21 protein-coding genes are annotated in these 25,233 nt (G+C 57.7%); 16 read left to right on the top strand and 5 right to left on the bottom strand.

Features of this window, described 5'->3' with window-relative positions:
- Nucleotides 1-41: 41 nt before the first annotated feature.
- The gene (gene gcvA / locus W822_RS30015) at nucleotides 42-953 is read right to left on the bottom strand and encodes a transcriptional regulator GcvA (RefSeq protein ID WP_024004268.1); all 912 of its coding nucleotides are present in this window, start codon (nucleotides 951-953) and stop codon (nucleotides 42-44) included.
- A gap of 125 nt (nucleotides 954-1,078) precedes the next feature.
- On the opposite strand from gcvA, the gene W822_RS30010 reads away from it, so the two are divergent.
- The 8 genes from W822_RS30010 to W822_RS29975 all read left to right on the top strand — a co-directional run bounded on the left by W822_RS30010 (nucleotide 1,079) and on the right by W822_RS29975 (nucleotide 9,787).
- Nucleotides 1,079-2,263, top strand: coding sequence for an acyl-CoA dehydrogenase family protein (locus tag W822_RS30010; protein ID WP_024004267.1), 1,185 nt, complete (start codon nucleotides 1,079-1,081; stop codon nucleotides 2,261-2,263).
- 123 nt (nucleotides 2,264-2,386) lie between these two features.
- A complete protein-coding gene (locus W822_RS30005) occupies nucleotides 2,387-3,319 on the top strand; it encodes an SDR family NAD(P)-dependent oxidoreductase (RefSeq protein ID WP_031242265.1) in 933 nt (310 codons plus the stop codon).
- Nucleotides 3,320-3,330: 11 nt separating this feature from the next.
- Complete coding sequence (locus tag W822_RS30000; RefSeq protein ID WP_024004265.1) at nucleotides 3,331-4,203, top strand: MaoC/PaaZ C-terminal domain-containing protein; 873 nt, start codon at nucleotides 3,331-3,333, stop codon at nucleotides 4,201-4,203.
- Nucleotides 4,196-4,603 (top strand): Zn-ribbon domain-containing OB-fold protein, encoded by a 408-nt coding sequence (locus W822_RS29995; RefSeq protein ID WP_024004264.1) that lies wholly within the window; start codon nucleotides 4,196-4,198, stop codon nucleotides 4,601-4,603. Before W822_RS30000 ends, W822_RS29995 begins: the two co-directional genes overlap by 8 nt.
- Nucleotides 4,603-5,775 carry a thiolase gene (locus tag W822_RS29990; RefSeq protein WP_024004263.1) on the top strand — a complete coding sequence of 391 codons (1,173 nt, stop codon included), beginning with the start codon at nucleotides 4,603-4,605 and terminating at the stop codon, nucleotides 5,773-5,775. Before W822_RS29995 ends, W822_RS29990 begins: the two co-directional genes overlap by 1 nt.
- A gap of 64 nt (nucleotides 5,776-5,839) precedes the next feature.
- Nucleotides 5,840-6,796 carry an NAD(P)H-dependent flavin oxidoreductase gene (locus W822_RS29985; protein WP_024004262.1) on the top strand — a complete coding sequence of 319 codons (957 nt, stop codon included), beginning with the start codon at nucleotides 5,840-5,842 and terminating at the stop codon, nucleotides 6,794-6,796.
- A 44-nt stretch (nucleotides 6,797-6,840) separates the two neighbouring features.
- Nucleotides 6,841-9,009: an acetate--CoA ligase family protein gene (locus W822_RS29980; protein ID WP_024004261.1), complete on the top strand. Its 2,169-nt coding sequence runs from the start codon at nucleotides 6,841-6,843 to the stop codon at nucleotides 9,007-9,009.
- Nucleotide 9,010: 1 nt separating this feature from the next.
- Nucleotides 9,011-9,787: an enoyl-CoA hydratase/isomerase family protein gene (locus W822_RS29975; RefSeq protein ID WP_024004260.1), complete on the top strand. Its 777-nt coding sequence runs from the start codon at nucleotides 9,011-9,013 to the stop codon at nucleotides 9,785-9,787.
- An 85-nt stretch (nucleotides 9,788-9,872) separates the two neighbouring features.
- On the opposite strand, the gene W822_RS29970 is transcribed toward W822_RS29975, so the two are convergent.
- Complete coding sequence (locus tag W822_RS29970; RefSeq protein ID WP_024004259.1) at nucleotides 9,873-12,020, bottom strand: acetate--CoA ligase family protein; 2,148 nt, start codon at nucleotides 12,018-12,020, stop codon at nucleotides 9,873-9,875.
- Between the two features lie 45 nt (nucleotides 12,021-12,065).
- Entirely contained in the window at nucleotides 12,066-13,409 is a 1,344-nt protein-coding gene (locus W822_RS29965) for an MmgE/PrpD family protein (RefSeq protein WP_024004258.1), read from the bottom strand.
- Between the two features lie 331 nt (nucleotides 13,410-13,740).
- Between W822_RS29965 and W822_RS29960 the strand changes: the two genes are divergently transcribed.
- The 4 genes from W822_RS29960 to W822_RS29945 all read left to right on the top strand — a co-directional run bounded on the left by W822_RS29960 (nucleotide 13,741) and on the right by W822_RS29945 (nucleotide 18,063).
- Nucleotides 13,741-14,694: a Bug family tripartite tricarboxylate transporter substrate binding protein gene (locus W822_RS29960; protein WP_024004257.1), complete on the top strand. Its 954-nt coding sequence runs from the start codon at nucleotides 13,741-13,743 to the stop codon at nucleotides 14,692-14,694.
- 162 nt (nucleotides 14,695-14,856) lie between these two features.
- Nucleotides 14,857-15,849, top strand: coding sequence for a LysR substrate-binding domain-containing protein (locus W822_RS29955; protein ID WP_253272237.1), 993 nt, complete (start codon nucleotides 14,857-14,859; stop codon nucleotides 15,847-15,849).
- 88 nt (nucleotides 15,850-15,937) lie between these two features.
- Entirely contained in the window at nucleotides 15,938-16,870 is a 933-nt protein-coding gene (locus W822_RS29950) for a hydroxymethylglutaryl-CoA lyase (RefSeq protein ID WP_024004255.1), read from the top strand.
- Nucleotides 16,867-18,063 (top strand): CaiB/BaiF CoA transferase family protein, encoded by a 1,197-nt coding sequence (locus W822_RS29945; RefSeq protein ID WP_024004254.1) that lies wholly within the window; start codon nucleotides 16,867-16,869, stop codon nucleotides 18,061-18,063. The genes W822_RS29950 and W822_RS29945 overlap by 4 nt, the downstream gene beginning before the upstream one ends.
- A gap of 70 nt (nucleotides 18,064-18,133) precedes the next feature.
- Here W822_RS29945 and W822_RS0123335 read toward each other — a convergent pair whose 3' ends face one another.
- The gene (locus W822_RS0123335) at nucleotides 18,134-18,892 is read right to left on the bottom strand and encodes a TetR/AcrR family transcriptional regulator (protein WP_024004253.1); all 759 of its coding nucleotides are present in this window, start codon (nucleotides 18,890-18,892) and stop codon (nucleotides 18,134-18,136) included.
- 124 nt (nucleotides 18,893-19,016) lie between these two features.
- Between W822_RS0123335 and W822_RS29940 the strand changes: the two genes are divergently transcribed.
- From W822_RS29940 to W822_RS29925, 4 genes are read left to right on the top strand one after another with little or no spacing between them, the layout of a single operon-like run.
- On the top strand, nucleotides 19,017-20,060 hold the full coding sequence (locus tag W822_RS29940) for an HlyD family secretion protein (RefSeq protein WP_024004252.1): 1,044 nt from the start codon (nucleotides 19,017-19,019) through the stop codon (nucleotides 20,058-20,060).
- Complete coding sequence (locus tag W822_RS29935; RefSeq protein ID WP_081724298.1) at nucleotides 20,057-22,105, top strand: ATP-binding cassette domain-containing protein; 2,049 nt, start codon at nucleotides 20,057-20,059, stop codon at nucleotides 22,103-22,105. Before W822_RS29940 ends, W822_RS29935 begins: the two co-directional genes overlap by 4 nt.
- Nucleotides 22,102-23,295, top strand: a complete 1,194-nt coding sequence (locus W822_RS29930) for an ABC transporter permease (RefSeq protein WP_024004250.1) — start codon at nucleotides 22,102-22,104, stop codon at nucleotides 23,293-23,295. The genes W822_RS29935 and W822_RS29930 overlap by 4 nt, the downstream gene beginning before the upstream one ends.
- Nucleotides 23,296-23,299: 4 nt before the next feature.
- A complete protein-coding gene (locus W822_RS29925) occupies nucleotides 23,300-24,418 on the top strand; it encodes an ABC transporter permease (RefSeq protein ID WP_024004249.1) in 1,119 nt (372 codons plus the stop codon).
- 126 nt (nucleotides 24,419-24,544) lie between these two features.
- On the opposite strand, the gene W822_RS29920 is transcribed toward W822_RS29925, so the two are convergent.
- Nucleotides 24,545-25,015: a carboxymuconolactone decarboxylase family protein gene (locus W822_RS29920; protein ID WP_024004248.1), complete on the bottom strand. Its 471-nt coding sequence runs from the start codon at nucleotides 25,013-25,015 to the stop codon at nucleotides 24,545-24,547.
- Nucleotides 25,016-25,233: the final 218 nt, after the last annotated feature.

Here is a 25,233-nt window from a genome sequence, read left to right as displayed (position 1 = left end):
TTCCTACTTGTGGAGACACCTGATCGGCGGGTGCACGCAGGTTATACCAGGTTCTCTTCGGGATCCCGGACTTCCTGCAAAATCCAGTTTCTGAACGCCGTCACTTTGCGCGAATGGCGCTGCAATGACGGCCTGACCAGATAATGCCCCCTGTCGCGATACTGGGGCCTGGCGAAAGGACGCACCAGCAGTCCGCTTTCCAGCTCCGACTTGAGCAGCGGAATTTGACCGACGGCCAGGCCCAGGCCGTCCATGGCCGCCTGCCAGGTCAGCACCGATGTACTGAAACTCATGCGCTCGGCTTTTTTTGCCACCGTTTCCAGATCCGCAAAACTGAGCCAGTCATCCCAATCGCTGCGCCGGTAATGAGAGCAAAGCAACGGCCCTTTCAAAAGGGCTGCCGGATCGTGCTGCGACTCGGGATGGGCTGCCAGAAACTGGGGAGAACAGACCGGTTCCAGTTCGTCCCGGAATAGCAGATCGCTTTGCGTGCCGGGCCAGTCGCCCTCCCCATACTGAATCGCAATATCGACGCCGTCCCGGTCAAAGTCGACCGTGGGCACCGCATTGGTGATGAGCACCTCGATATCCGGATAACGCTGGCGAAAATGCATCAGATGCGGAATCAGCCACTTCGCGGTAAAGGTGGTATACGTGCGTACCCGCAACACACTCTGGACATTCTTCTCCATGACTTTGCCGGTGGCTTCGGCAAGCTTATCGAAGGCAGGAATAATTTCTTCGGCATAGCGTTGCCCGGCCCGGGTCAAGGTAACGCCCCGGCTTTCCCGCATGATGAGCGGCGTACCGACATAGGTTTCCAGCGTGGCGATCTGCCGGCTGACTGCCGATTGCGTCACGTGCAGTTCTTTGGCAGCCAGCGTCAGGTTTTTATGACGGGCGACCGCTTCAAAAACGCGCAGGGGATTCAGCGGGGGAAGGTGACGCACCATGAACGCGGGTCCTTGTGAAAATCAAACCAATGATTTTTTATCATATCACTGTGCGCATTTCGAAGTATTCATTATACGAAGACTTGATTACCATCATCCTGACAACTAATCATCAAGGATGTTAAATGGATTTTCAACTCAACGAGGAGCACCGGGCTTTCTCTGATTCGGTGGCTCGTTTTGCCCGGCAGGAATTGGCGCCGGGGGCATTGGAACGCGCCCATTCCAAGTCGTACCCATGGGAAACGGCAAAAAAAATCGCTGATAACGGGCTGCTGGGCATTACCTTTTCAGAGAAAGACGGCGGGCATGGCGGAACCCTGATGCACGCGGTGCTTGCGATCCAGCAAGTTGCCCTGTCGTGCCCGAAAAGCGCCGACATTGTTCAGGCGGGCAATTTCGGACCGATCCGCACCTTTGTCGAATATGCCACGGCGGAACAAAAAGAACGCTTTCTGCCCGATCTGCTGGGCGGAAAAAAAGTGATCGCGCTAGGCATGACAGAGCCCGGAGCGGGCTCGGCGGTGACGCAACTGCAAACAAGCGCGCGCAAGGACGGCAACGATTACCTGATCAACGGCAGTAAAGTATTCTCGACCAACAGTCCGGACGCAGATCTGTTTCTGGTTTACTTGCGGTTTGGCCCGGGCCTGGACGGAATCGGCTCTGTGCTGATTGAACGCGGCACACCGGGCTTCACGATCGGCAAGCCGGCCGATTTCATGAACGGCGAACAATGGTGTCAGTTGTATTTCGAGGACGCCCGGATTCCTGCCGCCAATGTCCTGCTGGGCCCCGGCGGATTCAAAAGGCAGATTTCCGGTTTCAACGTCGAACGACTGGGAAATGCCTCGCGTTCCCTCGCACTGGGGCGATATGCCTTCAACCAGGCGAAGGAACATACCGCCATGCGCGAGCAATTCAATAAAAAGCTCTGCGAGTTCCAGGGAATCCAGTGGAAATTCGCAGATATGTGGATGCAACTGGAATCAGCGCAGTTGCTGCTTTACAAGGCGGCGCTGGAAGGTGAGCACGGACTGCCATCGGCCCAGAGTACAGCCATGGCCAAACTGGCCTGCAATCAGGCAGGCTGGTTCGCGGCAAATGAAGCGCTGCAGGTCATGGGCGGAATGGGCTTTTCCCAGGAAAATCTGGTCGAGTATTGTGTGCGCCGTATCCGCGGCTGGATGATTGCCGGCGGCTCAATCGAAATTCTGAAAAACCGCATTGCAGAAGGCGTATTCGAGCGCTCGTTTTCTCAATACGGTCCTCGTCCGACTGATACCTCGTTACAGGCGACGACAGCATGACCGCTGTTGCGCAGCCCTGCAGTTGAGCGCCTGAACGACATGACCGGCAACCGGATTATCTTGTTGCCGATCACAAATGTCATCATGTATAAATGATTCTATAAATAAACAAAGGGTATGGAGATGAATGCACAACGCAAAGGTTTACTGGAAGGAAAAGTGGCAATCGTGACCGGCGCGGGCCGGGGCATCGGCCGTGAGATTGCCTTGATGATGGCTGCCGAAGGCGCCTCTGTCGTGGCGAACGACATGGGCGCATCGCTGGATGGCGAAGGTAACGACAATGCGCCGGCCAGCCAGACAGTCCAGGAAATTATCGCAAATGGCGGCGCCGCGATCGCCAATTTCAACAGCGTCGCCGACCACGATAGCATGCGTGATATGGTCGCTCAGGCTGCCAAAGAGTTCGGCACTGTCGATATCGTCGTGAACAACGCCGGCATTCTGCGAGACTCCATTTTTCACAAGATGACCTTCGAACAGTGGGATGCAGTTATCAAGGTTCACTTGTACGGCAGCTTTAACGTGAGTCGTGCGGCAGCCGAAATATTCCGCAAGCAGGAATCAGGGGCGTTCGTGCATATGGTGTCCACCAGCGGCCTGATCGGCAGTATCGGCCAGGCCAATTACGCGGCTGCCAAACTGGGTATCGCAGGCCTGTCCCGTTCCCTGGCCATGGAAATGAGCCGCTTCAATGTGCGTTCCAACTGTATTGCGCCCAGCGCGTTCAGTCGCATGATCGAATCCGTGCCAGGTGCCACGCCGGAAGAAAAAGAAGCCAATCTGGCCAAACGCAGGCAGCAGACCCGGCCGGAACAGATCGCACCCCTTGCCGTTTTCCTGGCGAGCGACGCGGCCAGGGACGTCTCGGGCCAGATCCTGGGCGCCCGCGGCAATGAATTCTATCTTTACAATCAGACACGCCCCATCCGCACGCTGCACCGTGCCGACGGCTGGACTCCCCAGACAGTAGCGCAGCAATTGCCCAAAGCGTGGGCGACGGCGTTTACCCCGCTTGAACGCACGCGCGATGTGTTTGCCTGGGAAGCGATCTAGAGGCTGACGCGATGACCATTGATCGAGAAAAACTGCTCAACTGGCCCTTTCAGGACACCGTTCAGACCTACGATTTCAAAGACGTCATCCTCTATGCGCTTGGCGTGGGGCTGGGCGCGGACCCCATGGACAGAAAACAGCTTGCCTATGTCTATGAGAAAAACCTGGCAGTGTTGCCCAGCTTTGCCGTCGTGCTTGGTCACCCGGGCGCGTGGAATGCCAATCCCGAATCGGGCATTGATCGCAAGCACGTCGTGCATGGCGAACAATCGGTGCAAATCCACGAGCCTTTTCCCGCCTCGGCAACGGTGCGGGGAGTGAACCGTATCACAGATGTGATTGACAAGGGTGAAGGCAAAGGCGCCCTCGTCTATGTCGAGCGAAAAATCTACAATGAAGCGACAGGCCGGTTGCTGGCGACACTGAACGCCACCTCCTTCTGTCGCGCCAACGGCGGCTTCGGCGGTCCGGCCGGCCCCGTGGCACGGCCCCACCCGCTGCCGGAACGCCCGCCCGACCACCAGATTGCATTGCCGACACTGCCGCAGTCGGCATTGCTGTATCGTCTGAACGTGGACTACAACCCGCTGCATGTCGATCCCGATGTAGCAGCGTCCGCTGGTTTCAAACAACCTATCCTGCACGGTCTGTGCACGTTCGGCGTCGCCACGCACGCTCTTTTACAGGCGGTTTGCGATTACGATGCGACCCGTCTTGGCAAAATCGCCGCGAGATTCTCCTCGCCCGTCTATCCGGGAGAGAACATCGTCGTGGACGTGTGGCACGACGGCGATCAGGTTTCCTTTCGCGCCTCGGTGCCGGAGCGCGGTGTCAAGGTACTGGACAATGGCTACGCCGAATTAAGGAGTACACAACATGGTTAATACCATCGATAAGACCGACGCCGGCACGCCCGGCGTACAGCAAACATACTTCCGCCATTTGGCTGAAGGCCGCTTTGTCATTCAATGTTGCGCCGCGTGCAGCCATTATGTTTTTTATCCGAGGGCCTATTGTCCGCATTGCGGGTCGGACAGGCTGGAATGGGTCGAAGCCAGCGGCAAAGGCGTGATCTATTCCTACAGCATCGTTCGCCGCAAGCCCGAGGCCGGCGGCGACTATAACGTCGTTCTGGTCGACCTCGAAGAAGGTGTGCGTTGCATGTCCCGGATCGAAGACGTGGCGCCTGATGAAATCGACATTGACATGCCGGTTCAGGCTTATATCGAACAGACCGACAGCGGCCCTGTGTTACTGATGAAGAAAAGAGGACGCGACCAATGATTTCACTCAAACAGTTAAGAGGTGCCGTGGCCATCGTCGGTGTGGGCCAGGCCGGCTGCGGCGAAGCAAAAGGGCGTACGGAAATGGAGATCCTGGCCGAAGCCAGCCACAAGGCCGTAGCCGACGCCGGGCTGCGCATGTCCGATATCGACGGCCTGGCAACAGCCAGCAGCTCTTCGGCCATGTGGCCGTTATCGGTGGTCGAATACCTGGGACTGAATCCGCGCTTTGTCGATAGCACCATGATCGGCGGTTCCAGCTTTGTATCGCATACCATGCCGGCCCTGCTGGCCCTGGCCAGCGGCCAGTGCGATGCAGTGCTTGTGTGCTACGGCAGCACCCAGCGCACGGCGGTCATGAACCGCTCGGAAATCAAGCGCGCGCGCCGCCAGCTTGAGCCCCATCCTTTCGAAGAAGTGTATGAACCCCTGCAGCCGCTGACCTCCTATGCCCTGGCAGCACGACGGTACATGCATCAGTACGGTGCCACGCGGCGCGATCTGGCCGAAGTGGCGGTTGCCGCACGCAAGTGGGCGCAACTGAATCCCGAAGCCTTTCGCCGCGATCCCCTGTCGATTGATGATGTCCTGAACGCGCGGATGGTATCGGACCCCCTATCGGTGCTGGATAGCTGTCTGGTGACCGATGGAGCTGGTGCATTCGTGATGGTCCGCGCCGACCGGGCCAGGGACCTGCCGCAGAAACCGGCGTATATCCTGGGGAGTGCGACCGCAACATGGAACAAACAGATCTCGGCCATGCCGGACCTGACGGTGACTGCGGCACGCGACTCGGGCGCGCGCGCGTTCGAGATGGCCGGCGTCACGCCCGCCGATGTCGATGTGGCAGAACTGTACGACGCGTTCACGATCAATACGCTGCTGTTTCTGGAAGACCTCGGCTTCTGCAAAAAAGGCGAAGCCGCGGCATTTGTCCGGGATGGCGGCATTGCCCCGGGCGGTCGCCTTCCGGTCAATACCAACGGCGGCGGCCTGTCCTGCGTGCATCCGGGGATGTATGGCGCATTTATCATGATCGAAGCGGTGCGCCAGTTGCGCGGCCAATGTGGCGAGCGACAAATCGACAACGCCCGGATCGCCCTGGTGCATGGCAACGGCGGTACGCTGTCGAGCCAGGCCACGGCCGTGCTGGGCACGCAGGCCACGCTGTAGAAGTAGAACAATAAGCGCGTCCTGTCACGGCAGGGCGCGCATCAAAATATTCGGAGACACCTTCATGGATGAAGTCAGAAAACGACTCGCCTCATTACGCCTGCCAGTGGTATGCGCGCCCATGTTTATCGTTTCAAATCCGGACATGGTGATCGCCCAATGCAAAAGCGGCATCGTCGGCGCGTTTCCGGCACTGAACGCACGGCCGCAGGCGGAGCTGGCGATATGGCTGGAACGCATCACAACTGCACTGGCAGACCATGCGGAACAAAACCCGGGACACTGTGCTGCCCCCTTTGCCGTTAACCTGGTAATCCGGGAATCCAATGACCGGCTGTGGGCCGATGTAGATGTACTCGAACAGTTCAGGGTCCCGCTGGTGATTACCAGTCTGGCCTCGCCCGCCGCCGTGGTCAAACGGGTCCATGCCTGGGGCGGCCTGGTGCTTCACGACGTTACCTCCGCCCGGCATGCCCGCAAGGCCATCGGCGACGGCGTTGACGGTCTGATCCTGGTGTCCGCCGGCGCCGGGGGGCACGCCGGCGCGCTGAGTCCCTTTGCCTTGCTCAATGAAGTACGCGCGTTCTATGATGGCCCGCTGGTTTTGGCCGGCGCGATCACCAACGGCCGTTCTATCCTGTCGGCACAGGTGATGGGCGCCGATTATGTCTATATGGGCTCGCGCTTCATTGCTACCCGCGAGTCCGCTGCTGTGCCCGCCTATAAAGACGCTATCGTCTCGGCGAGCGCATCGGACATTGTCTACACCCCCTATTTTTCAGGCATCTCTGCCAATTACCTGAAACCCAGTATCGTGGCCAGCGGCCGGGCCCCGGACAATCTGCCCGCCACGACAGCCCGCCCCGGGCAGGGCCGCAGCAAGCGGTGGAAAGATATCTGGGGTTGCGGCCAGGGTGCAGGCGACATCAACGACGTACCGGCCATTGCCGATCTGGTCGACCGGCTGCATTACGAATACGGCGAGATACGCGCGCACTGGAAAGCACGGCTTCAATCCTGACTCAACACTCATCACGTGCAGGCCATGCACGGAAGGACAACAATATGAACGGTTTACACGCTCTTTTCAAGCCCACCGGTATTGCCATCGTCGGTGCGTCGGAAAAGGTCACCAAGATTCGCGGACGCTTATTGAAACTGCTGGTCGACGGCGGGTATCAGGGAAACATTTATCCGGTCAATCCGAGCAGCCCCGTCATCCAGGGCTTGCCTGCCTACCCCAATGTTGCGGCGCTCCCGGATATACCTGATCTGGCACTGATTGCCGTGCCGGCACAACAGGTGATGCAGGTGCTGGAGGAATGCGCCCGGAAAGGAATCAAAGCGGCTGCGGTTTTCAGCGCCGGGTCTGCGGCCGATCCAGTCGGTTCCCGCCTGCAGGACCAGGTGGCCGAGTTTTCGCAACGCACCGGGTTGCGCGTGCTGGGACCCAATGCCGAAGGATTCATTGATACGATCAATCGTGTGATTGCCACCTTCAGCCCCACCATGCAAATGAGTTCGCCGGTCAAGGCGCAGGGCCCCAGGCAGGGCTATGTGAGCATCGTGTCCCAGTCGGGAGCCATGGCGTTTGCCCTGTACAGCCGCGCTTGCGCGGATTATTTGCCAATCGGCCACCTGGTGTCCACCGGCAATGAAGCGGATGTCGAATGCGCCGAAGTCATCGATTACCTGATTGAGGAAGGATCGTCCCGGGCCATTCTCCTGTTTCTGGAAGGATTCAAGAACCCGGCCAGGTTTGTCGAAGTCGCGCAGAAAGCGGCGGCGGCCGGCATTGCCATTATCGTGGCCAAAGTCGGCAAGTCGACCGCCGGACAACGCGCCACCGTATCGCATACTGCGCATCTGGCCGGCTCCGATATGGCCTATGACGCCATTTTTTCCCGATACGGTGTGATTCGCGTCGACGACCCCGAAGAAATGATCGCCCTGGGGTCGGTCGTCAGTGCCGGCATCCTGCCCAAAGGCAAGCGGGTTGCCATCATTACCACTTCCGGCGGCGCCGGCGGGTGGGCAGCAGATATCTGCGAAGAGGCCGGGCTGTCCGTGCCCGAACTGCACCCCGATTTCAAGGCGCATTTGCGCGGTATTATTCCGGACTATGGTTCTGCGGAAAACCCGGTAGACGTAACCGCGTCGGTCGTAGAGGATGGCGGTGTTACCCTGATGGCCATCCTGAAAGAAGTGGCGGGTACCGAAGGCATCGATATTGCGCTGGTCATCGTATCCCTGGTGTCGCCGGAGCGACTTGGCCAGATCGAAGCGCCACTGAGTGCGCTGCTGTCCGGCATGAGCCGGCCCATGCTGTTCCACTCTCCCGGAACCTCGCACGACAGTGCCCGGCGCATCCTGATGCAGGCCGGCAGCGCACAGCTGAACTTGCCGGTCTTTGCCCGTGCCATGAACAAACTGGCCGACTACAGCGATTTTCTGGAGCGCCGTCGTCCTGCATCGTCTAAAACCGGGCAACCGCAGCCCACTGTGACCGCCGTTCCGTATCACCGCGACTTACTCTCGGACACGGACGCATTGCTGGACGCCTATGGCATTGCCCGTCCTGCCGAAGCGCTGGTCAGAACACCAAGCCAGGCCGTTGCGCAGGCGCAGCGCATCGGTTACCCAGTCGCATTGAAGGTGATCTCGGAGCGGGTACCTCACAAGACCGAAGCAGGCGCGCTGGCGCTCTCGCTCGCCACCGACGCACAGGTTGCGCAGGCGTTTGAACAGGTCGTTGCCAACGCCCGCAACTATGCGAATGATCCGTCGATCGACACCGTACTCGTGCAGAAAATGATGCCGCCAGGCCGCGAACTGATGGTGGGAGGCATCATGGATCCGGATTTCGGACCCATGGTCATGCTGGGTTTCGGCGGGATCTATGTCGAAATACTGCGCGATGTCACGCTAGCACCGGCTCCCCTTGCGCTTGCCGATGCCCACGCCATGATCGACCGATTGAAAGGCAGCAGTCTGCTGCGCGGCGCGCGCGGGGAAGCGGCCAGCGATGTGGACGCGCTGGCCGGTCTGCTGGTGGCGACATCGCACTTGCTGAACGATGCCCATCAAGATATCGGCGAACTGGATTTCAATCCGGTCATTGTCTATCCCGAAGGACAAGGCGTGGCGGTCGTCGATAGCCTGATCGTCAAAAAAACGATCGTGCCGGAACAGGCAACACCGGCTTGTCACACTGCGACCGCTGCGGGAGGCTGATATGGCAGATATTGAATGGACTCAGGACGGACCGATTGCAAGAATCAAAATCAACCGCCCTGATCGGAAAAATGCACTGGGCGGTGATATGCGACTGCAGCTGGCTGATTATTTTGACCAGGCCAACGCGGACAAATCGGTGCGCGCTGTCATGCTCGAGGGTGAAGGCGCATGTTTTTGCGCGGGCGCGGATGTGTCAGGCATGGGACATCTGAGCATTGTGGATTCGCGATCGCGCCTGCAGGCGCATACGCATGCGATGATCAAGAAACTGTATTCGATCGAAAAGCCGGTCATCGCCGTGGTTCGCGGTCCTGCCGTGGGCATGGGGCTGTCCATGGTGCTGGCATGCGACTTGACCATTGCCAGTGAAAACGCGCGTTTTTCGTGTATTTTCGCACGCCGTGGCCTGGCGCCTGACACCGGCGCCGCATTTTTGCTGAGTCGCGTGATCGGCCATGCCAAAGCGAAAGAACTGATCTTTACCACGCGCTTTTTCTCGGCCGACGAAGCCCGGGCGCTGGAGATCATCAACGAAGTGGTACCGGACGAAATGCTCGAACAGCACGCCCTGGAGTATGCCGTCAGGCTGGCCAAGCAGCCTACCTTCGCCCTGGGCATGGCCAAGAAAATGCTGCAATTCTCCCTGTCGCCCAGCTTTGACCAGTTTCTGGAATACGAAGCCATGATCCAGCCCCTGATTCATTGCACCAGCGATTATCAGGAGGGTATCGATTCGTTCAGGGAGAAGCGCGAGGCCAATTTCACCGGGCAATAATGCAGGCGCAGGAACATCGCAACTCTGGCGGTGTTCCTTATTGGCGCTGGTTCTTATGAAGCGCGCACACTTGTGGTCACGTCCGCTATTGCAATTGTGATTTTTCTTGCAGGCGAACGACCGCATCCACGGCCACCACTCCGTCCTGGCGAACGAACAATGGATTGATCTCCGCTTCAAGGACCGGCTGTGATTCGATCAGCGCCAGGTGGGAAAAGGCAACAATGGCCCGCGCCAGCGCGTGACAATCGCCTTCCGGCAGTTGCCGATAGCCGCGAACCAGCTGGGTCTGCCTGACCTCGCGTATCATCTGCCATGCTGTCTGCTCGTTGACGGGCGCCAGACGCAGCGAAAAATCGGGCATCAGTTCGGCGGTAATGCCGCCGGCGCCCAGCATGACCGTGGGACCGACCAATGGATCATCGCGATATCCCAGCAGCAATTCAATCAGCCGGCCTTCCATTTTTTGGACCATATAACCGTCAATCTCGGCCTGAGGCACATGAGTCTTGACATCGTCTGCCATCTTGTCGAGCGCGCGCGCCAGCGCTTCATCCGAATCGATACCGACCCGGACGCCGCCCGCTTCGGTTTTATGAAGAATTTCTCTGGACACAACCTTCAGGACAACAGGATAGTCGATCGTGTGCGCCGCAGCTTGCGGTTGCACCATGTCGTACTGCACAGTATCAATTCCCAGGTCCTGGAATAGCGCCATGGCTTCGGGTTCACTCAGATTGCCTGTCGCCGGGCAGCCTGCGGGCAGTTGCACGGGCTGTGCCTGTTCGCACTGTGTGTTTTCCTGGGGTACAAAAAATGCCGCCAGCGCGTCGGCGCACGATTCGGGCGTGCGAAAAGCCGCGATGCCGTTCTCCTGCAGCAATTGCAGCGAGGCAGTGGCTTCCGGGGACAGGAATGCCACCAGCGGTTTCCTGTTGCCGTGTTCTGTACTGACAGCATTCAGGATCGGCTGCACGACATATTGCGGATGAAATTGCGCGGAAGAACCTGCGATACACAGCACAGCATCACACCAATCGGTCTGCAATATTTCCTGCAGCAAGTCCTGGTACTGCTCGCTGCTGGCCGCCAGCGTCAGGTCAATCACAGGCGTTTGCCTGATGTTCAATCCGCGCGATGCCATATGTGATACGAATCCGGCAGGCGGCGCCACCGCGACAAAGCCACGCAGCCCGAGATTATCCACCACCGTCGCGGCGCCCCCGCCTGTAGTGGTAATGACGGCCAGCCTTACCGGTTCGTCGCCATGGTTTTGAGGACGCAGCTTTGCATAGCGCGCCGCCAGCGGCGCCACTTCAAAAAGCGCCTCCAGCATCGTTACGCGAATGACCCCATAGGCCCGGAAAAAGGCGTCGACAGCGGCATCATTGCCCGCGATTGCACCGGTATGAGATTGAGACAGGGCATCACCCTGTTCAGAACGCCCGAGCTTGTAGGCAATGACCGGCTTACCTGCTTTTCGTGCCCGTTGCAGCGCCCTGCCAAGTGTCGGCGCATCGCGCAGGGTTTCCAGGAACAACAGGATCACCTTCGTCGCGTCATCATCGACCATGGCGTCCAGAATTTCGCCAACGGTAATATCGCTTTCATTGCCGACCGATACCAGATGAGAAAAGCCAAACCCACGTGCGGCCGCCCGGGACATGAGCGATCCCATCATCGAACCGCTTTGCGAGATAATACCGATATCACCGGGAACAAGATTTTCCATTTCGAACGCGGCATTGACCGATATCACCGCACCGCTATGTACATTGGCCAGGCCGATACTGTTGGGACCGAGCACGCGTACGCCCAGTTTCCTGGCCGTTTCATTCAATATCTGCTGCTTGTGCTGGCCTTCTTCTCCGGCTTCGGCAAACCCGTCGGAATAGATGGTGACCATGCCGATACCCCGGGCGGCACATTGCTCTATGACACCGTTCACGCTCGCGCTATCTATCATCACAAACGCGTGATCAACACCATCGGGCAATTGCTCGATACTGCTAAATGTTTTGACGCCGCTAATGTGCTCTGTTGACGGATTGACCGGATAAATATCGCCATCGAACCCATGCTTTTGCATGAACCGCAGGGGCCGCGCGGTGTTCTTCTTCTGGTTGCTGGAAGCGCCGATCAATGCCACCGAGGCCGGGTTCAGCAATGCCTTGTTAAATGCCTGGCGGCTGCCAAAGCGAACGCCGTTGTTTTCTGTATCGTTGTTTTTCATTGTTCTTTCAATCATCCACTCATCAATCATTCGGATATAGGCTTTCTAGCACAGCGACAGCTGCCTGACCCGCAGGCTTTCCAGCGTCCAGATCTGGGACTTGAGTACAGTCGCATTCGCTTCACCGAGCACGGGCGTCACGAGTTCATCATATTTGTCATTGAGCTCGTCATCACTCAGCGGGCATTCGGGATCGCCTTTGCGATCCTGGGCGTAGTGCTCATGACGCTCGCCATTTTTTAGTGAAATGGCCACACGTGAGGATCGATGCCGCGGGAAGGCAGCGGTCAGAGCGTCGTCCGCAACCGGTTTGATCTTTTTCATCAGATCCCGAATCGCCTGATCGCCCAACCGGTCTGCATCAAAAGCATTCAATCTGACCGATCCATACAGAAGCGCATGTGCCACAACATAAGGCAGACTGAATTTGCCCTCAAATGCCGTCTGGGGATTGGCATTGCCCGTCACATCGATCGCCGTTTTGTAGGTCGCAATATCGATGGATTCAATGTCGTCTGCCGTGAACCCATGTTGCTGCTGCAAGGTCAGCACCGCGTCAATCGACGGAAAAGTGTGCCCGCAACAGCCGTGATTTTTCTGGGTAATGCGCGTGATGTTGTAGTCAGCTCCCAGCCGGGCCGTGACCGTAGGCAAATCAAGCGACCCGCCCAGGGCCGCAGCAAAGCCCGCTTCGCCTTCCAGAATATCGGCTACGCCGGTGACCCCTGCAGCCGCGGCCACACCGGCCCGGACACCGACGGCAGCCGCATGGCCGGCGTGCAGCGCCTTGGTCATGGCATCGGATCGAAAAGCCTGCTGCAGTCCGGCAGCAAAGGTTGCAGCGGTCGCGATCGCATGCTGCATGACTGAGGCGTTACCTGGCGCGTACAGCGCTGCAACTGCGGCCGCAGCCCCGATACTGCCTACTGTACCTGTCGTGTGAAAATATCGATAATGTGCCGGCTGGATGGCCGCACCCAGACGGGTCGAGATCTCATAGCCCACGACAATGGCTGTCATGAAATCCAGGCCCTCGCTATCAAGCGTATCGGCCGCAGCCAGGGCTGCCGATATGACAGGGCAGCCGGGGTGATAGACGGCATCCCGGAAAATATCATCGAACTCAACCGTATGCGAGACGCTGCCATTGATCCAGGCTGCCGTCGCACCAAACGTGTGTTTGCCAAATCCAGGCAGGCGGGCATGGCCAACACCGAATTCATCGGCATGAGCCTTCATCAGCTCAGTCCCTGGCGACATCCGGGTACCCGGATACAGCGCCGCGAGCCAGTCAAGGACCGCGCGTTTGGTGTGGTGGCGCACGCTATCGTTCAATGTGCGTTCGCCGCTTTCACGGGCGCCATAGCGGGCAAGTTCGTGTATCAACATAGAAACGAGTCATCCATCTGTATTGATGAAACCTTAAGGTTCGAAGGTTTCTATTCTAGTCAATGTGGCCTTGCTGGCTTTGAAAGATGTTCAAGGCTGCTATCTCATTCTGTGCACGCAATGGCCCCCTGCCATCACCAAACGTGATGTTGTCCATGACGTTTGGTCGCTTCCACACGCTGGCAAATCAGCATAGACTGAATCCGGCCTGCTTTTGCCTGAAAACTGAGGTCATACCGGGACCGCCGCTCTCGGCGCAACTGCCAGTCACATTTTGAAAAAAATCACAAGGGTGATACCAGCCCTCATCGCCCCTTATGGAGACAAACCTATGCGTCTGTGCATAACTTCTTTTGTGCTGGCCTGTGTGGCAGCACTCGGTCCGGCCTCCGCAGCGCAAACTGACGTCAGCTTCTCAGAACGGCCGATCCGGCTGATCGTGCCCAGCTCGCCTGGGTCAGGACTTGATAATCTGGCCCGCACCTTTGCGCCGAAGCTGGGTCAGTTGCTCAAGCAATCGGTTGTGGTTGAGAATCTGGCAGGTGCCTCCAATATCTCGGGAACACGCGAACTGGTCCGCGCCAAACCCGATGGCTATACTCTGGAGCTGATTTCGTCCAATCATGCGGTAAACCCCAGCCTGCACAAAAACCTGCCCTATGACTCCGTCAAGGACATTACACCCATCTCCAATCTGGTGACCTCGCCCCTGGTGGTCGCGGTGCCAAAGACCTCTCCTTACCCTGCGCTGAGCGATCTGGTAGCAGCGGCCAAAAAGGAGCCCAAACGGCTCAATTACGGCTCGGCCGGTGTCGGGACAGCCCTGCATCTGGCCGGCGTGCTTTTTGAAAAGCGGGCTGGTGTGGAAATGACCCATGTTCCCTATAAAGGCGGCAATACCATCGTGAACGATCTGATTTCCAATCAGGTACAGGTAGCGTTCCTCGCCATTGCCAGCGTGTCAGAACAGATCAAGGGTGGCATGCTGCGCGGTCTGGCCGTGACCTCGTCCAAACGCAGCCAGATGCTGCCTGATATGCCGACGCTGGCCGAGGCCGGGGTGGCGGACTATATTTACGAACCATGGCTGGGCATGATTGCACCGGCTAACCTGCCTGATGACATTCGCGATAAACTGCAGGCCACGCTCAAAGAGACGTTCGCCTCCGCGGACGTCAAGAACAAGCTTGAGCAGCTTGGCTTTAACATCGTGGTCTCCAGTCCGCAAGCTTTTGGCGAAACGATCCAGAAGGATATCGACGAAAGCGCTGCTTTGCTCAAATAAAAGCCACCTGAACCCGTTACGGATCCGGGCTCTGCCCGGATCGACGCGGCTTGCTTCCGTACTCTCGTGACCCGGGGCCGCAATCGCCCATGTCACGCTGCCGTCCAGGCTGAACCTGTCTATCTTTTTTGTGAAAGCCATGGTTTTTCACTATTTACTTACATGACTGCCGGTGCTCTAATCCCGATCAAACCTGATTTTCGCGAGTTTGATTTGTGGTCCATTGATCCGACATCCCTGCATTTATTCATTGCCGTCTGTGAAACCGGCAGCATTGCGCGCGCGGGCGAGCGCGAGCTGCTGTCCGCCGCCGCAGTCAGCAAGCGCATGGTCGAAATAGAACGCAAAATCGGCGCGCCGCTGTTGCTACGCAGCCAGCGCGGCGTGACCCCGACGGCGGCCGGTCAGGTCCTGCTCAAACACGCTCGCAGCATTATGATGGACTACCGCAAGCTGCAAAGCGAGCTTGGCGAGCACGCGCAGGGAGTCAAAGGCCATGTGCGGCTGTTGTCCAATGTATCGGCCATCATGGAGTTTCTGCCCGCCGATCTGACGTCTTTTCTGGAAACCCATCCGAATATCCAGGTGGATCTTGAAGAGCATTTCAGTAGTGATATTCCCAGGAAAATAGAGGAAGGCAACGCCGATATCGGCATTTGTCGCGATTTCGTCCCTACGGGCAATACCTGCGTGACGCCCTATCGCTTCGATCATTTCGTAATCGTCGCCAATAAAGCGCATCCGCTGGCGGGCAAACAATCCATTCTGTTTGAAGAAACGCTGGATTATCCGCAAATCGGTTTTTCCATGCAGACCTCCATGAACACGCTCATGTCGCACATCGCCGGTCGGCAGGGAAAAACACTCACCTACCGCACCCATGTCAGCTCCTTTGATGCCGCCTATCGGCTGATCGAAGCCAATCTGGCCATCGCGGCGCTGCCACGCGAAGCCGTAGAGCGTTACGCCAGACTGTATGACCTTGAACTCATCAAGCTGGAGGACCCCTGGGCACGGCGCAATTTCGTTCTTTGCACACGGGCCAATGATAGCCTGTCGGGCGCGGCACAAAAACTGTTCAATCATCTGCAGACCCAGGCCCTCGGCGCCCAGGCCCATTCAAACCTGGGGCCTGCGATTCCTCTGACACCATAACCAACGGCGATGGTGACCATGACCGTCGGGGGATTATCGTTACGGTCGATTCGTCGTAGACTGTCATCATCAATCAAGAGGAACACCGATGGCAGATCATGTCCATATCCAGGAAGTCGGCTTGCGCGATGGCTTGCAAAGCATTGCTGCCGTCATGCCGACAGCAGCCAAAAAACGCTGGATCAAGGCGGCCTACGACGCAGGCCTGCGCTATATTGAAGTGACATCTTTTGTGCCGCCGCGACTGTTGCCTCAGCTTGCCGATGCGGCGGAGATTGTCGACTATGCCCTCCAATTGGAAGGCCTGACCGTGACGGCGCTGGTGCCCAATCTCAAGGGCGCGGAGAATGCCTTGAAAGCAGGCGTGCACCGCATGGTGGCGCCGATCTCGGTCAGCACGCAGCACAGCCTGGCCAATGTCCGTCGCGCTCCGATGGATATGGTGCAGGAGTTCGGTCGTATTCGTGAATGCATCGACGCGCAGAACGCCGGCACGACACTGATCGCGGGCCTGTCTACCGTTTTTGGCTGCACCTTGCAGGGCGAAGTACCTATTGATGACGTCTGCAATGTCGTGCGCGGCAGTCTTGCTGCCGGCGCTGATACAGTCGCGCTTGCCGACACCACAGGACACGCTACGCCCACTCAGGTTCAGGAGATGATCGGCGCCGTGCGTTCAGTGGCAGGCGAGCGTCTTCGCAGTATGCATTTTCACGACACGCGCGGCATGGGGCTGGCCAATACCGTTATTGCCCTGCAAAATGGCATTCGCGAATTTGATGCGTCGCTGGCCGGCATTGGCGGCTGCCCGCATGCGCCCGGCGCCACTGGCAATGTGGTCACAGAAGACCTGGTCTTCATGCTCGAATCCATGGGCTATCGTACCGGCATTTCCGTCGAAGGACTGCTGGCCTGTCGGTCCATCCTGACCGAAGCCCTGCCGCAAGAGCCGCTATATGGTTTTATCCACCGGGCGGGTCTGCCCAACACTTATTCTACGCATCAAAGAGTCTCACAATGAATGTTGCCACTACACAATCGCTGCCCCTTGCAGGCATTCGCGTCGTTGAAATGTCGCATATGGTCATGGGCCCCACTTGCGGCATGATTCTGGCCGATCTGGGTGCCGAGGTGATCAAGGTCGAGCCGTTGACCGGCGACAAAACCCGCGAATTGCTGGGTGCCGGCGCCGGTTTTTTCCGCACGTTCAACCGAAACAAAAAGAGTATTTCAGTTGACATTAAAGATGCACAGGCCGTGCAGGCGGTTCTTAAACTGGTCGAGTCGGCCGATGTTTTTGTGGAAAACTTCAAACCCGGTCGCATGGCCTCGCTGGGCCTTGACTACGACAGCCTGAAAAAACGTAATCCCGGCCTCATTTACGTATCACATAAGGGATTTTTGCAGGGACCCTACGACAAGCGTCTGGCGCTGGATGAAGTGGTGCAGATGATGGCTGGCCTGGCGTATATGACCGGCCCGGTCGGCCGCCCGCTGCGTGCGGGCACATCGGTCAACGATATTATGGGTGGCATGTTCGGCGCACTGGGCGTGCTGGCGGCCCTGTTCCAGCGCACCGGCACCGGCCAGGGCAAGGAAATACAGAGCGCGCTTTTTGAAAACTGCGTGCTGCTCTCGGCGCAACACATGCAACAATATGCCGTGACCGGGGTCGCTGCCAACCCGATGCCGGAACGCATCAGCGCCTGGGGTATTTATGATACCTTTGAGCTGGCGGGTGGACGTCTCATGTTCATCGCCGCCACCGGAGATGCGCCGTGGAAGGAACTGTGCGACATCCTGCAGCGTCCTGATCTTTATCAGGATCCGCGCCTCAAAACCAATAACGATCGTGTTCTCGCCCGCGCCTGGCTGATTCCGGAGCTGGGCAAGACGCTCAAAGGGCTGGACGCCGACGCTTTGGCACCTGTCTTTGAAGCCAGACAGATTCCCTTTGCCTATATCACCAAACCCGAGGAGTTGTTTGACGATCCGCATTTGCAGCAAAGCGGCGGCCTGGGTCGCCAGGTGCTGGAAGACGGATCCGAAACCCCCATGCCACTACTGCCCATCAGCCTGGACGGGCAGCGTCTGCAACCGCGCCAGCCGATTGCGCGCATTGGCGAGCACACCGAGAGCGTATTGCGCGATCTGGGCTATGAGTCTGACGAAATTGCACGCCTGGCGGCCGCTGGGGTGCTGAAAATGGCGTAAATCTCAGGCAAGAGACAGGCAGTCATACTAGTGGTTATTACGGTGCAACCTCAAACGAATCAACCACCTCTTAGTCCGCGCTGCTGCCTTTTCCCCCAACGTCGCTGCCGCTCTTCCGTGCGACCGAACCGCCAGCCTGCTGCGCCACCGCCTGCAGCCCGGCGATTGAAAAGGTATGCATATGGCGCGCCATGTCTTCAACCGAGTGGGAATACAGAGGCTGAATGGGTGTCGGCAACTCCCTGTCCAGAATCAGAAGCATCAGCACCGGACCAATCACACTCAGGACGGCGCGCAACAACGCAGGCTCTTTGATGGGCATACCGGTCAGCTCCATGAGCACGTCGCGCAGGACTTCAAATTTAGGCAGGGTGTCTTCTTCCATGATCTGCGACAGCAGGGGCGAGGGCGCCAGCAATTCCCGCGCCCACAGGCGAATATGCCAGCTCTTGGCATCGTACGTCGCTCGCAACAGTCCTTCGATCAGCAGGTAGAGCTTGTCGGAAGGGGCTGCCGCACTGTCACCGATTTGCCGCACGAAATCCAGGCTCATAACTTCACGATGGACTTCTTTGAGCAAAATAAGATACAGGCCGTCACGACTGCCGAAATGGTAATTGACCGCTGCCATATTCACGCCGGCGCGCTCACAAATGGCTTTGCTGGTCGTCTCTGCATAGCCCCGCTCGGCGAACAGCGTTCCCGCTTCAGTAATAATATGTTGCACCGTCGCGTCGCCGTCACTGCGACTGGCGCGGCGGCTGCTGGTGCCCTCGCGCGATGTGCGGGGCGCGGGTTTGTTTTTGATGCTGCTGGCTTTTCCGTTCATGGCATTTGTAATAACGATGACAATGGCAAGTGCAATTGAGGCTTTACATATAATTCAAATTTGAATTAGAATTATAACTCAAATAAGCTCTGCCCACACAATACGTGATCGGATTATTTCCAACATGAACAAGAAAATTGCAGTTGTAATTGTCCTGGCTATCATCGCCATTGCTGCCGGCGCCTGGTGGTTGTTCGGACGCCCCGCCCCCACCACAGACCACCTCACGCTCTATGGCAATGTCGATATCCGTCAGGTCTCTCTCGCCTTTGAAAACAGCGAGCGGGTACGTGAAATGCGTGCCGAAGAAGGCGACAGCGTCAAGGCCGGCCAGGTTCTGGCCACGCTGGACACCCGCAGCCTGACGCTGCAGGCTGAACAGGCAAAAGCCGAGGTCGGCGCGCAGGAACAGGCTTTATTACGCCTGAAAAACGGCTCCCGTCCGGAAGAAGTAGAGCAATTGCAGGCACAGGTCAAGGCTGCCGAGGCGGAAGCCAGACAGGCGCAGATCCGCTACAAGCGGATGAAAGATATTGCCACGCGTTCCGGCGGCCAGGCGATCAGCAGGCAGGAAGTGGACGACACCCAGGCTTCCGCACAAGTTGCAGACGCCCAGCTGGAGAACCAGCGCAAGGCGCTGAAGCTGGCGCAGATCGGCCCGCGCGCCGAAGATATTGCGCAGGCCCAGGCACAGCTAGAGGCCGCCAAAGCCAATCTCGCGCTGCTGGAGCACCAGTTGACCCAATCGGTACTCAAATCGCCCACGGATGCCGTCGTACGTGCCCGGCTGCTGGAGCCCGGTGATATGGCGTCCCCTGCCAAGCCGGCTTATACCCTGGCGCTCACGTCGCCCAAATGGGTTCGGGCATATGTTAACGAAGTGCAACTGGGCCATGTCAAACCCGATATGGCGGTATCCGTGACCACCGACAGCCACCCTGACGAAGCGATTTCCGGCCGTGTCGGATATATCTCGCCGGTCGCGGAATTCACCCCCAAGAATGTGCAGACTGAAGAGTTGCGCACCAGCCTGGTTTACGAGGTTCGTATTCTGGTGGACGATCCGCAGAACAGGCTGCGTCTTGGTATGCCGGCAACTGTTAGTATTGCACTTGAAAAGACAGTGCCTGACGAGCGTGGAAAGCTTACTTCCGGGGCGAAAAAATGACCGCAAGCGGCGCTGACGCAGACATAAACGCGGCCGCGACAAAAACCACGCCGACCGTGACCCAGGTGAATGACACTTCGCATACCACAACACTGGCTGTGCGCGCCGAAGGCATCTGTAAACGCTTTAAAGTCAAAGAAACAGGCGCCACAGTACAGGCGCTGGAGCAGATTGATATACACGTAGCCAGCGGCCAGCTCACGGCGATCGTCGGCCCCGATGGTGCCGGCAAGACCACCTTTCTGCGCCTGGTGTCCGGCCTGATGCGGCCCGATACCGGCAGCCTGCTTGTGTTGAACACCGATGTCGTTCGCCATCCCCAATCCATCCAGGACCGAATCAGCTATATGCCGCAGAAATTCGGCCTGTATGAGGACCTGAGCGTACAGGAAAATCTTGACCTGTATGCCGATCTGCATGGCGTGCCACAAGATGTGCGACGCGAACGTTTTTCCAGTCTGTTGGAAATGACTGATCTGAAGCGCTTTACCTCACGCCTGGCCGGCAAACTGTCGGGAGGGATGAAGCAAAAGCTGGGGCTGGCCTGTACACTGGTGCGCTCACCCGAATTGCTGCTGCTTGATGAACCCACCGTCGGTGTCGATCCCCTCTCCCGCCGCGAGTTATGGGAAATTGTGCAGCAATTGCGGGAGCAGGAACAGCTGTCGGTATTGCTGACGACGGCCTACCTGGATGAAGCAGAACGATGCGCCAATGTGTATGTGTTGCATGAAGGCCGGCTGCTCTCGAGTGGGCCGCCTGAACAGACGGCAGAACACGCCCGTGATTTGTGCTATCTGGTAACCCCTGCCGCCAGTGAACATCCGCGTGATCTGCAGGCGCAGTTGCTGGACAATCACGCCGCCGTCATTGACGCCGTGCCCGAAGCGGGTGACGTACGCGTGATCCGGCGGAACGATGCTAATGAATCACAATTGCAGTTGGATGGACGTCAGATTGAGCCTGCGCCGGCAAGACTGGAAGATGGGTTCATGGTTTTGCTGCGCACGCTGAATGAATCTGATGAAGACATCACAGGCGGCCTCAAGGCTGTTAACGAATCCAGCCTGAATGATAACCACAATCGTGATAATGGCGAACGGCAGGGTCTCGGTGGATCAGAATCGGCGTCAGTTCATAAGCAGGATAGAACACCAACTCCATCCCACAAAACATACCAGCGTATTTCGACTGCAAACGGATTGAGCAGACCAGCGGCAATCGACCAGGACCAGGACAACGACAATAGCAATAGCAACAGAGCCAGTGGCAACGACGACATAGTCATTGATGTAAAAGACCTGGTCAGACAGTTCGGCGATTTCACCGCTGTGGACCGCACCACATTTAACGTACGGCGCGGTGAGATTTTTGGACTCCTTGGCCCGAATGGCGCTGGCAAGACAACCACCTTCCGCATGCTTTGCGGGCTGCTGCCGGCCACCAGTGGCCACGCCGAAGTCGCCGGCATGGACATGCGCAGCGCCCGCGCCGTAGCACGCCAGCGGATAGGATATGTATCGCAAAAATTCGCCCTGTACGGCAATTTGTCCGTCATGGAGAATCTGCGTTTCTTCGGCCGCGCATATGGGCTGCGACGCAGCCAGCTGGCCGAGCGTATCGCCGCCGTTCAGAATCAGTTCGACCTGCAGCGCTATACCAGGATGCCGGCAGGACAACTGCCAGGCGGCGTCAAGCAGCGGCTGGCCATGGCGGTCGGCTTGCTGCACGAACCCGATGTGCTTTTCCTGGACGAACCGACCAGCGGCACCGACCCCCTGGCGCGCCGCGGTTTCTGGCGTCGCATTACTGAACTGGCCGGCAGCGGTACCACGATTGTGATCACCACGCATTTCATGGAAGAAGCGGAGTATTGCGATCGTATTGTTATTCAGGATGCCGGCCGGCTGGTCGCTTACGGTACGCCTGATGAAGTGCGCAAGCAGGCGGGTGGTAGCGAGAGAATGACCATGGAAGCGGCGTTTATTAAGATCGTGGAACAGGGCCGCAGTGAACGGAATAATGACCAGAAGGTGGCCGCATGACGGATTCTCACTCACCAACGCAACAGGAATCACAAACGTCATCGTCAGCCCGGGAGCAAACAGCGCGTCGAGGCGGTTTCTGGCTTCGTCTGATCTCCCTGACACGCAAGGAATTTCGCCAGCTGTGGCGAGACAGCAGCAATCTTATGATCGGCATCGGCTTGCCTATCGCACTGATCCTGATTTTCGGATATGCCCTGACTTTCGACGTGCGTGACGCACGTGTGGCCGTTGTGCTGGAGGATCCATCCCCTGCCGCGCAAAGCCTGGTGTCCAGCCTGGAGTTGTCCGATTATTTCGTCCCGGTCAAAGTCGCTTCCATGCATCAGGCGACGCAGATGATGACCCAACACGAAACCGATGCCATTCTCAGAATCCCTTCGGACTTCGCAAGCCGTCTATCTGTCGGCGATGCGCAGGTCCAGACACTGCTGCTGGGATCGGATCCGACACGCGCCAGCGCCATCCGCAGTTATCTTGAAGGCGCCGTCGCCATATGGGGCGCCAAACAGGCCTCGCGCAGCCACAGTGACGCGGCACAGGGTACGGTCGTGGTCGTAGACCGCATGTGGTTCAACGCCGCCAATAACAGCACCTGGTACCTTGTACCCGGTCTGATTGCCCTGATCATGACGCTGGTCGGCACTTTCCTGACAGCGCTGGTGATGGCACGGGAGTGGGAACGCGGCACGATCGAGGCCTTGTTCGTTACACCTGTGCGCCCGGTTGAAATTCTGATTGCCAAAATCATTCCCTATTTCTTCATCGGGCTGCTCGGACTGGTCATGTGCGTGCTCACCGCCAGATTCCTGTTTGGCGTCCCCCTTTACGGATCGCTCTGGGTGCTGGTTGTGGCTTCGATGCTCTATATGTTTGTCTCGCTGGGGATCGGCCTTCTGATTTCGGCCATGACCAAAAACCAGTTCCTGGCCAGTCAGGTCGCTTTGCTGGCCAGCTTTCTGCCCGCCATGATGCTGACCGGGTTCATCTTTGATCTGCGCAACGTTCCAACGGTCGTGTATATCATCGGACAAATGGTGCCCGCCACCTACTTTCTGGAACTGGTCAAATCGCTTTTTCTGGCCGGCAACTATTGGCCGATGATTATCAAAAACTGCAGCGTGCTGGCCGTCTATGCCGTGGTCCTGCTGGGACTGGCGCGCTTCGTTACCCGCAAAAAACTGGATTAGCACAATGCTGGCTTTTTTCCACTATCTGTTGCGCCTGGCCAATCTGTGCCAGAAAGAGTTCATTGCCGTGCTCAAGGATCCGGCCAACCGCGTGATCCTGATCGTGCCTCCTATCCTGCAGAGCATGCTGTTCGGCTATGCCGCCAATTTTGACCTGACCAATGTGCCTTATGCTGTGCTCGATGAAAGCCGCGGCGGCGCGTCCACCGAGTTGATTGCCCGTTTTGACGGCACCGGCGTCTTTCACCGGGTAGCAACCCTTGACTCCGCCAGCCAGATTTCCGATGTCATTGACACGGGCTCCGCCCTGCTGGTGGTGCATTTTAGTCCTGACTTTGAACGCCTGCTATCGGCAGGCCATTCAGCACCTTTGCAGGTGATTCTGGATGGCCGCAATTCCACCACGGCCGGCTCAGCCGCGGGTCAACTGCAGGCCATCGTCTCGGCCTACAACCAGCGCGATGGTACATTGAACAACAAGCCTGCAGTCACCATCAGCTCGCGCGCCTGGTATAACCCAAATCTGGAGTCACGCTGGAACATCGTGCCGGCGCTGATCGCCTCGCTCAGCATGATACAAACCATTATGCTGGCGGCGCTCTCGGTTGCGCGTGAACGCGAGCAAGGGACGTTCGATCAGTTGCTTGTGACGCCCTATACGCCGTTGCAGATCATGATCGGCAAGGCGCTACCCTCCATTGCCATTGGACTGTCGCAAGCCATGCTGGTGTTGCTCATATCGCTCTACTGGTTCGATATTCCGATGGCGGGCAGCTTCTGGGCGCTGCTGCTGGCCATGCTGATGTTCATGATTACGATCGTCGGTATTGGCCTGTCCATCTCGGCGCTCTCGGCGAACATGCAACAGGCCATGCTCTATACCTTTGTCATGATTATGCCACTGACGTTGTTGTCGGGGCTGGCAACGCCGGTGAGCAATATGCCGCATTTCATGCAGATCGCTACATACGCCAATCCATTGCGTTTCGCCATTGACCTGGTACGACGGATCTACCTGGAAGGTGCGCCACTTACGCTGTTGTGGCATGATTTTGTGCCATTTATCGGTATTACGCTTGTCACCATGCCGCTGGCAGCATGGCTGTTCCGGCACAAGCTGTGATGGTGTAATCACAATTGTGATTGCAGCAGGAGATCAATAAAAAAATGACGTGAATTGGATCTGCAATACCACGTCATGATATCGGCAGCATGAGCGCTCAGGACATGAACACTCAGGCTAACAGAATCACGCAGCAGCCTTCTGCGCAGCGGCACTGACCGGATGTACCGTTCTTGCGGTCAGCACCAGGCGGTTCCATCCGTTGATCGCCACGATTGCCAGGGTATACGCCGCAATCTGCGCTTCAGAGAAGAACTCGCGCATGGCGTTGTAATCCTCGTCAGGCGCACCGGTCTGCGAAACAAGCGTCACCGCTTCGGCCCAGGCAATCACCGCTCGTTCCTTGGGACTGAACACCTGCGCTTCGCGCCATACACACAGCAGATCAAGCTGTTGAGAATTCACCCCATCTTCTCGCGCTTCATGCAAATGCATATTGACGCAGAATGTACAACCATTGATCTGCGAAGCCCGGATCTTGATCAAATGAACCAATGGCTTTTCAAGTTCGGGATGCTGCATAACGGCCGCCTCCAACGCGCACATGGCTTTATAAACGGCAGGGGCGGTCTTGGGAAAATCAAATCTGGCTTGCATAATAGACTCCGGTAGTTTGCATAATCATGGATGCTCTCCCTCTCCTGAGGAAGCATTTGGCGGTACTGGGGTTCTACTCAATGTAGTGTAGGCCACTGGTGAACCATGAGTGTGATATTAATGCTGCGCATGGCCAGAGAAAAGAGCCAAGATGGGTGATTTTGAGTAGGCCATACGCGATCAGGCAGTCCATCATCTGCCCATCGATCCTCTGCCCG

The organism is Advenella kashmirensis W13003 (genome assembly GCF_000506985.1).
Classification (GTDB): domain Bacteria; phylum Pseudomonadota; class Gammaproteobacteria; order Burkholderiales; family Burkholderiaceae_B; genus Advenella; species Advenella kashmirensis_A.
Note: the sequence above shows the minus strand (reverse complement) of the source record. Positions and strands in the feature narration are given on the sequence as shown.